At 71.4% G+C, this 14,061-nt stretch carries 10 protein-coding genes; 7 read left to right on the top strand and 3 right to left on the bottom strand.

Translation table 11 applies throughout. The features are described from left to right. Window positions 1–118 precede the first annotated feature (118 nt). Window positions 119–1,327 carry a DUF349 domain-containing protein gene (locus LADH09A_RS28440; RefSeq protein ID WP_238648761.1) on the bottom strand — a complete coding sequence of 403 codons (1,209 nt, stop codon included), beginning with the start codon at window positions 1,325–1,327 and terminating at the stop codon, window positions 119–121. 150 nt (window positions 1,328–1,477) lie between these two features. Here LADH09A_RS28440 and LADH09A_RS28445 point away from each other — a divergent pair, with 150 nt between their 5' ends. From LADH09A_RS28445 to dapF, 3 genes are read left to right on the top strand one after another with little or no spacing between them, the layout of a single operon-like run. Next, on the top strand, window positions 1,478–2,305 hold the full coding sequence (locus LADH09A_RS28445; RefSeq protein WP_238648762.1) for a class III extradiol ring-cleavage dioxygenase family protein: 828 nt from the start codon (window positions 1,478–1,480) through the stop codon (window positions 2,303–2,305). Continuing rightward, window positions 2,302–3,225, top strand: a complete 924-nt coding sequence (gene miaA / locus LADH09A_RS28450; protein WP_238648763.1) for a tRNA (adenosine(37)-N6)-dimethylallyltransferase MiaA — start codon at window positions 2,302–2,304, stop codon at window positions 3,223–3,225. Before LADH09A_RS28445 ends, miaA begins: the two co-directional genes overlap by 4 nt. A gap of 7 nt (window positions 3,226–3,232) precedes the next feature. After that, entirely contained in the window at window positions 3,233–4,069 is an 837-nt protein-coding gene (gene dapF, locus LADH09A_RS28455; RefSeq protein WP_238648764.1) for a diaminopimelate epimerase, read from the top strand. A 131-nt stretch (window positions 4,070–4,200) separates the two neighbouring features. Here dapF and LADH09A_RS28460 read toward each other — a convergent pair whose 3' ends face one another. Next, complete coding sequence (locus tag LADH09A_RS28460) at window positions 4,201–5,667, bottom strand: NAD-dependent malic enzyme (protein WP_238648765.1); 1,467 nt, start codon at window positions 5,665–5,667, stop codon at window positions 4,201–4,203. Between the two features lie 183 nt (window positions 5,668–5,850). On the opposite strand from LADH09A_RS28460, the gene hflX reads away from it, so the two are divergent. Next, window positions 5,851–7,305, top strand: coding sequence for a GTPase HflX (gene hflX, locus LADH09A_RS28465; RefSeq protein WP_238648766.1), 1,455 nt, complete (start codon window positions 5,851–5,853; stop codon window positions 7,303–7,305). A 50-nt stretch (window positions 7,306–7,355) separates the two neighbouring features. Next, entirely contained in the window at window positions 7,356–9,152 is a 1,797-nt protein-coding gene (locus LADH09A_RS28470; protein ID WP_238648767.1) for a hypothetical protein, read from the top strand. Between the two features lie 78 nt (window positions 9,153–9,230). Here LADH09A_RS28470 and lexA read toward each other — a convergent pair whose 3' ends face one another. After that, window positions 9,231–10,016 carry a transcriptional repressor LexA gene (gene lexA / locus LADH09A_RS28475; RefSeq protein WP_238648768.1) on the bottom strand — a complete coding sequence of 262 codons (786 nt, stop codon included), beginning with the start codon at window positions 10,014–10,016 and terminating at the stop codon, window positions 9,231–9,233. Window positions 10,017–10,555: 539 nt separating this feature from the next. Between lexA and nrdR the strand changes: the two genes are divergently transcribed. Continuing rightward, window positions 10,556–11,056, top strand: coding sequence for a transcriptional regulator NrdR (gene nrdR, locus LADH09A_RS28480; protein WP_088946781.1), 501 nt, complete (start codon window positions 10,556–10,558; stop codon window positions 11,054–11,056). 37 nt (window positions 11,057–11,093) lie between these two features. Then, complete coding sequence (locus LADH09A_RS28485; protein WP_238648769.1) at window positions 11,094–13,988, top strand: vitamin B12-dependent ribonucleotide reductase; 2,895 nt, start codon at window positions 11,094–11,096, stop codon at window positions 13,986–13,988. Window positions 13,989–14,061: the final 73 nt, after the last annotated feature.

The raw sequence follows: 14,061 nt of genomic DNA on the forward strand, positions 1-14,061 counted from the left end.
CGGGGCGCGGGGCGCGGGGCGTAGGGCGCGAGGGCGCGAGGGCGCGGGGTCTTGGGGTCTTGGAAATGCCGGAGCCCCCGGTCCCTGCGAGGGACTGGGGGCTCCGAAAGAGGTCAGTTCAGCCGGCCTGCTCGGCGAGCTGGAGGAACTGCCGCTTTGCGGTGAGCGCCTGCTCGGCTTCCTTGATCCGGCGTGCGTCCCCAGCGCTCTGGGCCCGCGCCAGCCGGTCCTCGGCTTCGGCCACCTGTGCCCGCATCTGGGCGAGCAGCGGGTTGTCCTCCTTGGTGGTGCGGCGCCACGCCGAGTCCATCACGTCGCGGACCTTGTCGTCGATGACGCGCAGCCGGCGCTCCAGCCCGGTAGCCGCCTCGCGGGGCACCCGGCCGGCCTCGTGCCACTGTGCCTGGATCTCCCGCAGCTTGGCCTGGGCGCCCTTCGGGTCGGCGTCGATGTCCAGCGCCTCGGCCTCGGCGAGCAGTGCCTGCTTGCGCTCCAGGTTGCCGCGCTGCTCGTTGTCCCGAGCGGAGAAGACCTCACTGCGCCGGCTGAAGAAGGCGTCCTGCGCACCCCGGAACCGTTCCCAGAGCTTCTGCTCGGCCTCCTTGGAGGCGCGCGGCGCGGCCTTCCACTGGGTCATCAGGTCCTTGAGCTGGTTGGCGGTGGCGGCCCAGTCGGTGGATTCCTGGAGCTTCTCCGCCTCGGCGACCAGCTCCTCCTTGGCGGTCTGCGCCTGCTTGCGCTGCGAGTCCAGGGAGGCGAAGTGGGCGCCGCGACGTCGGGTGAAACCGTCCCGGGCGGCGGCGAACCGCTTCCACAGCTCACCGTCGGCCTTCTTGTCGACCCCACGAATGGTCTTCCACTCGTCGAGAATCTCCTTGAGCCGGTCCCCGGCGGTCTTCCAGCCGGTGGACTCGGCGGCGAGCTTCTCGGCCTCCTCGACCAGCGCGGTCTTGCGGGCCAGGGCCTCGCCGCGAGCGGCGTCCCGGGCGGCGCGCGCCTCACCGGCCTTCTCCTCGGCGAGGGTCGCCAGCTTGTCCAGGCGAGCGGCCAGGGCGTCGATGTCGCCGACGACGTTGGCCTCGGGGAGCGTGGTGCGGATCCGCCGGATCGTGCTCAGCGAGTGTCCGGCATCCGCCGCGCCCGACTTGAGCCGCGCTTCGGTCAGATCCACCTCGGTGACCAGATCGGCGAAGCGGCGCGCGAAGTGTGCGAGACCTTCCTCCGGCGCACCCGCCTGCCAGGATCCGACCACCCGCTCACCCTCGGTGGTCTTGACGTACACGGTGCCGTCCGCGTCCACCCGTCCGAAGGCAGTCCAGTCGCTCATGTGCCCATCCTCGTTCTCCCGGCGTCGAGGGAACGAACCCCCGTCGCCGCCACGGCGCAGCCAAGTTGCTTCCGGCATTGTCACAGGTCTTACCCGGTCCGCGTCGAGCGCCTATCGCCGACCGTGACCATACGGTGTCCTAGGGGCCGAATGACCGGATCGGCGCGGAGACGCACCGGGGATTCCCGCTACGGTGAACGGGTGCCACTGGTCGCCGCCGCTGTCTGCCCCCATCCGCCCCTGCTCGTGCCCGACGTGGCCGGCTCGGCGGCGCCCGAGCTGGACGCCCTGCGCACGGCCTGCGACACCGTCGTACGCCGGTTGCTGGCCGCCGACCCGGACCGTGTGGTCCTGCTCGGCACCGGTCCGGTGACCGGCCCGATCCGCCCTCCGGCCACGGGCTCCCTGCAACCCTGGGGTGTCGACCTGGATGTGCCGCTGGTTCCCGGTCAGCCCGACCGGGGCGCGGTGCTGCCGTTGAGCCTGACCATCGGCGCGTGGCTGCTGGCCCGGCACGACGCGCGACCGGCGCTGACCGCCCCGCCCGCCCACACCGCGCCACCGCCCACCGCGCCAGCCCACAACGCGCCCGTGTCCGCCGTGCAGGTGGCCGCCGACGCGGGCCTTGCCGAGCTGGCCGCGCTCGCCGACGAGGTCGCCGCGGCGGGTGACCGGGTGGCGTTGCTGGTGCTCGGGGACGGGTCGGCCTGCCGGGGTGAGAAGTCACCCGGGTACGACGACCCGCGCGCCCTCCCGTACGACCAGAGGGTTGCCGCGGCGCTGGCGGACGCGGACCTGGACGTCCTGCTCGGCCTCGACCCGGTGGTGTCGACGGAGCTGAAGGCCGCCGGCCGCGCGCCCTGGCAGGTGCTCGCCGGCGCGGCACGCGCAGCCGGCGGGGGGTGGCGCGGTGAGCTGCTGCACGACTCGGCCCCCTACGGTGTCGCGTACTTCGTGGCGTCCTGGGAGCGGGTGTGAGCGGCGAGGCGGGGGGCACGGTCGTCGCGGTGGTCGGCCCGACCGCGGCGGGCAAGTCGGCGCTGAGCATCGCGCTGGCGCACGCCCTGGACGGGGAGGTGGTCAACGCCGACTCGATGCAGCTCTACCGGGGCATGGACATCGGCACCGCCAAGTTGACCCTCGCCGAACGGGACGGGGTGCCGCACCACCTGCTGGACATCTGGGAGGTCACCGAGCCGGCGAGCGTCGCGGAGTACCAGCGGCTGGCCCGCGCGGCGGTGGACGACATCCTGTCCCGGGGGCGGGTGCCGCTGCTGGTCGGTGGGTCCGGGCTGTACGTGCGGGCGGTGCTGGAGCGTTTCGAGTTTCCCGGCACCGACGCGGTGCTGCGGGAGCGGCTGGAACGCGAGTTGGCCGAGGTCGGCCCCGCGCCGCTGTACGCGCGGCTGCGCGCCGCCGACCCGGTCGCCGCGGAGGGCATCCTGCCCGGCAACGGTCGGCGGATCGTCCGGGCCCTGGAGGTGATCGAGCTCACCGGGGCGCCGTTCACCGCCTCGCTGCCGCAGCCGACGCCGTACTACCCGTCGGTGCAGGTCGGCGTCGACCTGGACACCGGGCTGCTGGACGAGCGGGTCGCCCTGCGGGTCGACCGCATGTGGGCCGACGGCCTGGTGTCGGAGACCCGCGAACTGGTCGGGCGGGGGTTGCCCGGGGGGCGGACGGCGAGCCGGGCGCTGGGCTACCAGCAGGTGCTGCGCATGTTCGCCGGTGAGCTGACCGAGGAGCAGGCGCGCGACGAGACGGTCCGGGCGACCCGGCGTTTCGTCCGGCGGCAGCGGTCCTGGTTCCGGCGTGACCCGCGGGTCCACTGGTTGGATTCGGCGACTCCGGACCTGATCGGGGCCGCCCTGCGTGTGGTGCCGGCCGAGACGCGATAATGGGGGCGTGGAGTTCACCAAGGGCCACGGCACCGGCAACGACTTCGTCCTCCTCCCCGACCCGGATGGTCAGCTCGACCTGACTCCGGAGCTGGTCGCGGCGCTCTGCGACCGGCGGCGGGGCATCGGCGCGGACGGCGTGCTGCGGGTGGTCCGCGCGGCCAAGCACCCGGACGGCGCCGGGCTGGCCGGCGAGGCCGAGTGGTTCATGGACTACTGGAACGCCGACGGTTCGTTCGCCGAGATGTGCGGCAACGGCGCGCGGGTCTTCGTGCGCTACCTACTCGACACCGGGTTGGCGACGCCCGCCGGCGCGGCGTTGCCGGTGGCCACCCGGGCCGGCGTCGTGCGCGCGCTGGTCGAGGGCGACGTCGTGTCCGTCGAGATGCGCCGACCCCAGGTGTACGACAGCTCCGCCGCCACCCTCGGCGGGCTGACCCTGACCGGTGCGGTGGTGGACGTCGGTAACCCGCACCTGGTCTGTGTGCTGCCGGCGGGCGTGGAGCTGTCCGCGCTGGACCTGACCACCGCGCCCGGGTTCGACCCGGAGGTCTTCCCGAGCGGGGTGAACGTGGAGTTCGTCGTGGCGGGCGACCCGGTGGACGCCACCGACGCGCACAGCCTGATGCGGGTGTACGAGCGCGGCAGCGCGGAGACGTTGTCCTGCGGCACCGGTGCCTGCGCGGTGGGCGCGGTGGCCCTGCGCGACGCCGGCCGGGACACCGGAGTGGTCGCCGTGGACGTGCCCGGCGGCCGCCTCACGGTGACGGTCACGCCGGACTCCTGCTGGCTGTCCGGCCCAGCCGTCCTGGTAGCCACCGGCGACGTAGACCTCCCCGCCTAACAAACCCCCACTCAACCCCGCACCGCCCGGCCGCCGCCCGTTGATCATGAGGTTATAGCCACTCGCGTCGGCGTGTCGCCGCTATAACCTCATGATCAACGAAGCGGGTGGGGGTGGGGGTGGGGAGTGCGTTACGGGGTTGCGCTGGCGTTGGCCGCGATCTCGGGGAGGTCGGCCGGGCCGGGGTCGGCGGCCGGCAGCGGGCTGGGGTTGTGCGCGGCGGCGCGGACGGCGGCGGCGACCGCCGGGGCGACCCGGGAGTCGAAGACGCTCGGCACGATCACCGTCGGGTTGATCTTGTCCTCACCGACGACGTCGGCGATGGCCCGGGCGGCTGCGAGGGCCATCTCCTCGGTGAACTCCTCGGCGTGCGCGTCGAGCATCCCGCGGAACACCCCGGGGAAGGCGAGCACGTTGTTGATCTGGTTCGGCTGGTCCGAGCGGCCGGTGGCGACCACGGCGGCGTACTTGCGCGCCTCCCGCGGGTCGACCTCCGGGTCCGGGTTGGCGAGCGCGAAGACGATCGAGTCCTTGGCCATCTGGGCGATGTCGTCGCCGGTGAGCAGGTTCGGCGCGCTCACGCCGATGAAGACGTCGGCACCCCGGATCGCACCCGGCAGGTCGCCCGAGTAGTTCTCCTTGTTGGTGTTGTCCGCCAGCCACTGCCACGCCGAGTTGAGCCCGGTCAGCCCACGGTGCAGGGCGCCCTGCCGGTCGTACGCGATGATGTCGCCGACGCCCTGGCGCAGCAGCAGCTTCATGATCGCGGTGCCGGCCGCGCCGGCGCCCGAGACGACCACGCGGACGTCGCCAAGCTGCTTGCCGACCACCCGCAGCGCGTTGGTCAGCGCGGCCAGCACGCAGATCGCGGTGCCGTGCTGGTCGTCGTGGAACACCGGGATGTCCAGCGCCTCACGCAGCCGGGCCTCGATCTCGAAGCAGCGCGGCGCGGCGATGTCCTCCAGGTTGATGCCGCCGTACGCCGGCGCGATGGCCTTGACGATCTGCACGATCTCGTCGGTGTCCTGGGTGTCCAGCACCACCGGCCAGGCGTCCACCCCGCCGAAGCGCTTGAACAGTGCAGCCTTGCCCTCCATCACCGGCAGCGACGCGGCCGGGCCCAGGTTGCCCAGGCCGAGCACCGCCGAGCCGTCGCTGACCACCGCGACGGTGTTGCGCTTGATGGTGAGCCGCCGCGCGTCCGCCGGGTTCTCGGCGATCGCCATGCAGACCCGGGCCACCCCCGGGGTGTACGCCCTGGACAGCTCGTCACGGTTGCGCAGAGCGACCTTCGAGGTGACCTCGATCTTGCCGCCCAGGTGCAGGAGGAACGTCCGGTCCGACACCTTGCGGACATCCACGCCGTCCAGCGCGGTCAGCGCGTCGACCACCTGGTCGGCGTGGCCGGCGTCGGCGGTGTCGCAGGTCAGGTCGACGATCACGTGGGTCGGGTCCGAGTCCACCACGTCCAGCGCCGTGACGATCGCCCCGGCCTCGCCGACGGAGGTGGTGAGCCGGCCGATCGAGGAGGCGTCCGCGGTTACGGCGATCCGGATGGTGATCGAAAATCCGGCGCTCGGCAGTCGGGTGATGGCCACGGGATCCCTCCGTCACGGCTGTGCGGCCAGTCGGCCGCCGCCCGCATTTCTACCGGGTTGTCGAGTCCGACCAGCATTCGCCCCCACTTTTGGCGACTTTCAGCATGGGCATATAGCAGGTGCGTTCGGCGTTGTCTCATGTCAGGATTACGTTCTACTTATCAAAACGGACAGGAGAACCGCTTGCGAGACCAGGAGAGCTTCGTCCCCGTCGAGGACGAGCTCGACGACGTCACCACCGGCGAGATGGAGCTGTCGGAGCGGCAGTCCCTCCGACGCGTCCCGGGCCTGTCAACCGAGCTCACCGACGTCACCGAGGTGGAATACCGCCAGCTGCGGCTGGAGCGGGTCGTCCTGGTGGGCGTCTGGACCGAGGGCACGATCGCCGACGCGGAAAATTCGCTCACCGAGCTTGCCGCGCTGGCCGAGACGGCCGGTTCGCAGGTGCTCGAAGGGCTCATCCAGCGCCGCACCCGACCCGACCCGGCGACGTACATCGGCCGCGGCAAGGTCGAGGACCTCGGCGCGGTGGTGCTCTCCAGCGGCGCCGACACTGTCATCTGTGACGGTGAGCTGTCGCCGTCGCAGCTGCGCAACCTGGAGCAGCGCACCAAGGTCAAGGTTGTCGACCGGACGGCGCTGATCCTCGACATCTTCGCCCAGCACGCCAAGAGCAAGGAAGGTAAGGCGCAGGTCGAGCTGGCCCAGCTCCAATACCTGCTGCCCCGACTGCGCGGTTGGGGTGAGACGCTCTCCCGGCAGACCGGTGGTTCCGGCCGGGGCGGCGGCGCCGGCGGCGGTGTGGGTGTGCGTGGTCCCGGTGAGACCAAGCTGGAGACCGACCGGCGGCGGATCCGTCACCGCATCTCCCGGCTGCGCCGCGAGATCAAGAACATGCGGACGGTACGCGTCACCAAGCGTGCCCGACGCACCCGCAACTCCATCCCCGCCGTGGCCATCGCGGGCTACACCAACGCCGGCAAGTCCAGCCTGCTCAACCGTCTGACGGACGCGGGCGTGCTGGTGGAGAACGCGCTGTTCGCGACACTGGACCCGACCACCCGTAAGACCACCGCCGCGGACGGGCGGGTCTACACCCTCTCCGACACGGTCGGCTTCGTCCGGCACCTCCCGCACCAGATCGTCGAGGCGTTCCGCTCGACGCTGGAGGAGGTCGCGGAGGCGGATCTGGTGGTGCACGTCGTCGACGGCACCCACCCGGATCCGGAGGAGCAGGTCCGAGCGGTGCACGAGGTGCTCGCCGAGGTGAGTGCGGATCGGCTCCCGGAGCTGCTGGTGGTCAACAAGACCGACGCGGCCGACGAGGAAACCCTGCTGCGGCTCAAGCGGCTCTGGCCGGACGCGATCTTCGTGTCGGCGCACTCTGGCCTGGGCATAGAGGATCTGCGCTCGGCAATCGAGGACCGGCTGCCGCAGCCGGCCGTCGAGGTTCGGGCGGTCCTGCCGTACGACCGGGGTGACCTGGTGTCCCGGGTGCACCGCACCGGGGAGGTGCTCAGCACGTCGCACCTACCGGAGGGCACCCTGCTGCACGTCCGCGTCAGTGCGGAGCTGGCTGCGGAGCTGGCGCCGTTCGACGTCGCACGGCAGGGGCAGGCGGCCGGCAGCCGGTCCTGAGCGGCCACGGCGTCATCCACCTGAAACGCGTGGCATGCGACACTGGCCGAATGCGCCGCGTTGTTTCCTCGGTCACGGTTGCCCTCGGCCTGCTCGGGGCAACCGTGGCGCTCGGCGGAGTCGCCGCGGCGGCTCCCGCGCCCGTGTCGTCGGCGCTGCCCGCTGCCGCCCCCGGCCAGAAGCGCTGCACGGTCGTCGACGAGCGCCTGCGGGAGCTGTCCGGGCTGGTCGCGACCAAGAGCGGCTACATCGTCATCAACGACGGCACCGAGATCCCGGCGCGCAAGCGGGTCTTCTTCCTCGACAGCAAGTGCAAGATCTCGAAGGAGCCGGTCCGTTACTCCGGGCAGGGCCCGTTGGACACCGAGGATCTCGCGCTCTCCAAGGACGGCAGCACCCTCTGGATCGCCGACATCGGTGACAACGCCGACTCGAAGGAGCGCCGCACCCGCATCGCCCTCTGGTCGATGCCGGTCACCGGCGCCAAGCAGCCGACGCTGCACCGGCTCGCGTACCCGGAGGCCAAGGCGCGCGACGCCGAGGCGTTGCTCATCGGCGACGACGGTAAGCCGCTGATCATCACGAAGGTGACCAGCGGCAAGGCCGAGATCTACACCCCGACGGGGGCCCTCAAGAGCGGGGACACCGACCCGGTGCCGATGAGCAGGGCCGGCGAGATCGAGCTGCCCAAGACGCAGACGGAAAACCCGCTCAACACGTTCGGTCGGATCGCCATCACCGGCGCGGCCCGGTCGCCCGACGGTTCCCGGGTGGTCCTGCGCACCTATGCGGACGCTTTCGAGTACGACGTGAGCGGCGGCGACATCGTCGGCGCGCTCACCACCGGCAAGCCCCGGGTGACGGCGCTGGCGGACCCGTTCGGTGAGGCCATCAGCTACACGCCGGACGGGAAGTCGTTCCTGACCGTCTCCGACGCGGCCCGCTTCGCCGAGGACGAGCCCCTCGACATCCTCAGCTACACACCGTCCAGCTCGACGGCGGTGCCACTCGCGGCGGCCGGTGGTGCCAAGCCGGCCGCGGCGAAGTCCTGGACCGACGGGCTGAGCCTCGACGACATCACCTATCTGGTCGGTGCCGTCGGGTTGATCGGTCTGGTGCTGGTCGGCGCCGGGATCATCGGCATCGTCCGGGCCCGCCGCCGGCCGCCGGCCGCCGACCGGCCCGACTCGTCGGACCCGGATGGTGAGCCGTTGGGCCGACGCGGCGGCCGGGCCGCTGGCGGGCCCGCAACGCCCGACGACCGGAAGAGCGGTGTCTACGGTGGCGGCGCACCGGCGGGTGGCGCGGTCTACGGCGGTGCCGCAGGTCGCGGCGGCCCCGCCCCAGCGGGCGGTGCCGTGTACGGCGGAGGTCGCCCGGCCGTCGCCGACGGTGGCTACGGTGCGCCACGGCCGGACGGCGGCAGCGGCGTGTACGGCGGCGGTCGTCCCCCGGCCGGTGGCGGTCGCCCTCCGGCAGGTGGCGGGGGTCGCCCCCCGGCCAGTGGTGGCGGTCGCCCTCCGGCAGGTGGCGGCGGACGCCCCCCGGCAGGTGGCAGTGGTCGTCCCCCAGCCGGTGGCGGCGGACGCCCCCAGGGTGCTGGCGGCGGTCGTCCGCAGGGTGCTGGTGGTCGCCCACAGGGCGGGGGCGGTCGCCCTGGCAGCGGTGTGTACGGCGATGGTGGCGGCCAGCCTGGCTCCGGTCGTGCGGAGCCACCTCGGCGCGGTGGGCAGGAGCCCGACCATCGAGGCCAGCGGCCCGGCCGCCGACGTGACGAAGACCCGCCGGTCGATCCGTACGGGCAGCATCCCGGGGGCGGTCGCGGCTATCGGGGCGACCGCTACTGATGGGTGTTGCTGCGCTGACGCGCCCCTGAACATCGGTCGCGAGTGGGCGCCGGTCGTCGGCACCCACCCGCCAGCCGGTCAGATTCGGCGCAGCACCGCCACGACCCGGCCCATGATGGTGGCGTCGTCACCGGGGATCGGGTCGAAGGCCGGGTTCTGCGGCATCAGCCAGACGTGCCCGTCGCGCCGTCGGTAGGTCTTCACGGTCGCCTCGCCGTCGAGCATGGCGGCCACGATCTCGCCGGAGTCGGCGGTCGGCTGCTGCCGGACGACGACCCAGTCGCCGTCGCAGATCGCCGCGTCGAGCATCGAGTCGCCCTTGACCTGGAGCATGAAGACTTCGCCCTCGCCCACCAGCTCGCGCGGGAGCGGGAAGATGTCCTCCACGGCCTGCTCGGCGAGGATCGGCCCACCGGCGGCGATCCGACCGAGCATCGGCACGTACGCCGGGGTCGGCCGCTGGGCCCGGGACAGCTCGTCGTCGATGGCCTCGCTGGGGGCACGGACGTCCACCGCGCGCGGCCGGTTGGGGTCGCGGCGCAGGAAGCCCTTCTTCTCCAGCTCCTTGAGCTGGTAGGCGACGCTGGACGGCGACACCAGGCCGACGGCCTCGCCGATCTCGCGGACGCTCGGCGGGTAGCCGTGCCGCTCGACCCAGTTGCGGATGAACTCCAGGATGCGACGCTGGCGAGCGGTCAGGTCGATCGTCGCCGGGTCGGGAAAGGCGCTGACCACCGGCGTAACCGGGCGCACGGCGGGCTGACCCGTCCGGCTGCGCGCGGCGCTGCGGCGTCGGGTGGCCGGCGGGCCCGCCTCGGTGATCTGCTGCGGGCTCTTCGGCCGGCTGGCCCGGTCCTCGGTCACGTCCGTCCTCCCTGGTCGGCGCTGGGTGCCTCGTCGGCTCGTGGTGCGTGCGGTGGTGCCACGTTGTTCATGACCGTATAGGTGAGATCGGTCATTTTCAAACATCTGTACGACCTCTCACCGGCGTGTCGGGGTGAAAAAGCGCTCCGCTCGTACGGATGTTCTGATAAATGGTACGTCAGGTAGTACTGGTGTTCGATCGTCGGCCGTTTTCCGGGTCACTCTGGCCCGCCGGCCGGTAACCCGGGCGGAGCCTCCGCGTTGGGTCTTCGGGCGCGCCGGTGGTCGCGGATGACCGGATGGTCCGTGACGCGCCGGACACGCCAGCCAACTTGACCCGGCTTCCCCGGCGACATACGGTCAACCCCTAGATGTAGTAGTGACACGGGCGTAAGTTGCCCACAGGTTGGGTCCGACTACCGACCGCACTCCCGTAACGTCGATCACGGCGGGCGCCATCCGAGGGTGGCACCGTCGCGGTGACTCGTGTCCGGGAGCGTCCGGTGTGAGCGCAGTTGATCATTTTTAGGAGGTGGGCGATGCGGTGTCCGTACTGCCGGCACGCTGACTCCCGGGTGGTCGACTCGCGGGAGGCCGACGACGGCCAGCTCATCCGCCGGCGGCGGTCCTGCCCGGAATGCGGCAAGCGGTTCACCACCGTCGAGGAGGCGGTCCTCGCGGTCGTCAAGCGCAGCGGGGTGACCGAGCCGTTCAGCCGCACGAAGATCATCGGCGGGGTGCGCAAGGCGTGCCAGGGCCGGCCGGTGGACGACGACTCACTCGCGCTGCTCGCGCAGCGGGTGGAGGAGACCGTCCGGGCCAAGGGGGCCGCCGAGATCCCCAGCCACGACGTGGGCCTGGCGATCCTGGGCCCACTGCGGGACCTGGACGAGATCGCCTACCTGCGGTTCGCCAGCGTCTACCGCTCCTTCGACTCACTCGCCGACTTCGAGCGCGAGATCGAGACGTTGCGGGCCGCGGCGCGCGCCCGGGGGCAGGGCAGGGCCGACGCGGTTGAGGCCGCCGGCCGTACCAGCTGAATCTTCACAGTTTTCACAAGATTGGGACGCGCGGTGGGTGAACCGCGCAGACGAGGGGGGCGACGGCGTGACAACTAGCCGTTCACGAAACAAGGCAGGCGCGGGGCTGAAGATCGAGCGGGTGTGGACGACCGAGGGGGTCCACCCGTACGACGAGGTCACCTGGGAGCGCCGCGACGTCGTGATGACGAACTGGCGGGACGGCTCGATCAACTTCGAGCAGCGGGGGGTCGAGTTCCCGCAGTCGTGGAGCGTCAACGCGGCCAACATCGTGACCACCAAGTACTTCCGGGGCGCGGTGGGGACCCCGGAGCGGGAGTGGTCGCTCAAGCAGTTGATCGACCGGGTGGTCACCACCTACCGCACCGCGGGTGAGGAGTACGGCTACTTCGCCAGCCCGGCCGACGCCGAGATCTTCGACCACGAGCTGACCTGGATGCTGCTGAACCAGGTGTTCAGCTTCAACTCGCCGGTCTGGTTCAACGTCGGCACGCCGTCGCCGCAGCAGGTCAGCGCCTGTTTCATCCTGGCCGTGGACGACTCGATGGACTCGATCCTCGACTGGTACAAGGAGGAGGGGCTGATCTTCAAGGGCGGCTCCGGCTCCGGGGTCAACCTGTCGCGGATCCGCTCGTCGCGTGAGCTGCTCTCCTCCGGCGGCACCGCCTCGGGCCCGGTCAGCTTCATGCGTGGCGCGGACGCCTCCGCCGGCACCATCAAGTCCGGCGGCGCGACCCGCCGGGCGGCCAAGATGGTCATCATCGACGTGGACCACCCCGACGTCGAGGAGTTCGTGGTCACGAAGGCGCGCGAGGAGCACAAGATCCGCGCCCTGCGCGACGCCGGGTTCGACATGGACCTCGGTGGCTCCGACATCGTCAGCGTGCAGTACCAGAACGCCAACAACTCCGTCCGGGTCTCCGACGAGTTCATGTCGGCGGTGGAGAACGGCGGCGGCTTCGACCTGCGCGGCCGGCTGGACGGCTCGGTGATCGACACCGTCGACGCCAAGAAGCTGTTCCGCACCATCTCCCAGGCCGCCTGGGAGTGCGCCGACCCGGGCCTGCAGTACGACGACACGATCAACGACTGGCACACCTGCCCGGAGACCGGGCGGATCACCGCGTCGAACCCGTGCTCGGAGTACCTGCACCTGGACAACTCCTCGTGCAACCTGGCCTCGCTCAACCTGATGAAGTTCCTCCGCGCCGACGGTGGCTTCGAGGTGGAGAAGTTCGTCAAGTCCGTCGAGTTCGTCATCACCGCGATGGACATCTCGATCTGCTTCGCGGACTTCCCGACCGAGAAGATCGGCGAGACCTCCCGCGCCTACCGGCAGCTCGGCATCGGCTACGCCAACCTCGGCGCACTGCTGATGGCCACCGGCCTGCCGTACGACTCGGACCAGGGCCGCTCGGTCGCCGCGTCGATCACGTCGCTGATGACCGGCACCGCCTACCGCCGCTCCGCCGAGCTGGCCGGCGTCGTCGGTCCGTACGACGGCTACGCCCGCAACGCGGAGCCGCACAAGCGGGTCATGCGCAAGCACGCCGCCGCCAACGACGAGATCAAGCCGACCAGTCCGGTGGCCACCGCGATCGTCCGCGAGGCGACCAAGCAGTGGACCCAGGGCAACAAGATCGGCGACAAGTTCGGCTGGCGCAACGCCCAGGCGAGCGTCCTCGCCCCGACCGGCACGATCGGCTTCATGATGGACTGCGACACGACCGGCGTGGAGCCGGACCTGGCGCTGGTCAAGTTCAAGAAGCTGGTCGGCGGCGGCTCGATGCAGATCGTCAACCAGACGGTGCCGCGCGCCCTGCGCAGCCTCGGCTACCCCGAGGAGCAGGTCGAGGCGATCGTCGAGCACATCGCCGACCACGGCCACGTGGTGGACGCCCCGGGCCTCAAGCCGGAGCACTACCCGGTCTTCGACTGCGCCATGGGGGAGCGGACGATCGCCCCGATGGGTCACGTGCGGATGATGGCGGCCATCCAGCCGTTCGTCTCCGGCGCGATCTCCAAGACGGTCAATATGCCGGAGGCGGCCACCGTCGAGGACGTCGAGAAGATCTACTTCGAGGGCTGGAAGCTCGGCCTCAAGGCGCTGGCGATCTACCGGGACAACTGCAAGGTCGGTCAGCCGCTCTCGGTGGCGAAGTCCAACAAGGTCACCGAGCCGGCCGCCGTCGAGGCCGCGCCGGTCGCGGTGGAGAAGGTCATCGAGTACCGCCCGGTGCGTAAGCGCCTGCCGAAGAAGCGCCCGTCCGAGACGGTCAGCTTCTCCGTCGGTGGCGCCGAGGGCTACCTCACCGCGTCGTCCTACCCGGACGACGGCCTCGGCGAGGTCTTCCTCAAGATGTCCAAGCAGGGCTCGACCCTGGCCGGGGTGATGGACGCCTTCTCGGTGGCCATCAGCATCGGCCTCCAGTACGGCGTGCCGCTGGAGACGTTCGTCAGCAAGTTCACCAACATGCGCTTCGAGCCGGCCGGCATGACCGACGACCCGGACGTGCGGATGGCGGCCTCGGTGATGGACTACATCTTCCGTCGCCTGGCGCTGGACTTCCTGCCCTACGAGCGCCGCGCCGAGCTGGGCATCTTCACCGCTTCCGAGCGGGCCGCCCAGCTGCGGGCCGAGGCCGACGCGGAGGCCGCCGGCGTCACCGGTGCCGAGCTCACCGCGATGGCGTCCTCGGCGCCGGTGGAGACCCCGGCCAGGTCGGAGGCCGTCGCACAGCCGGCCCAGGAGATGGCCGACGTGGCCGCCGCCAAGCCGGCGCCGAGCGTGGGTTCCAGCACCGAGTTGCTGGAGGCCGTGATCGGCAAGGCCGCCGACGCGCCGCTCTGCTTCACCTGCGGTACGAAGATGCGCCCGGCCGGCAGCTGCTACGTCTGCGAGGGCTGCGGCTCCACCAGCGGCTGCAGCTGACGTACGCGAAACGCGAGACCCGCGGGCGCGGCAGGGATCACCTGCCGCGCTCGCGGCGTTCCGCCCGGTGATC

It is taken from the genome of Micromonospora cabrerizensis (genome assembly GCF_022230955.1).
GTDB classification, from domain to species: domain Bacteria; phylum Actinomycetota; class Actinomycetes; order Mycobacteriales; family Micromonosporaceae; genus Micromonospora; species Micromonospora cabrerizensis.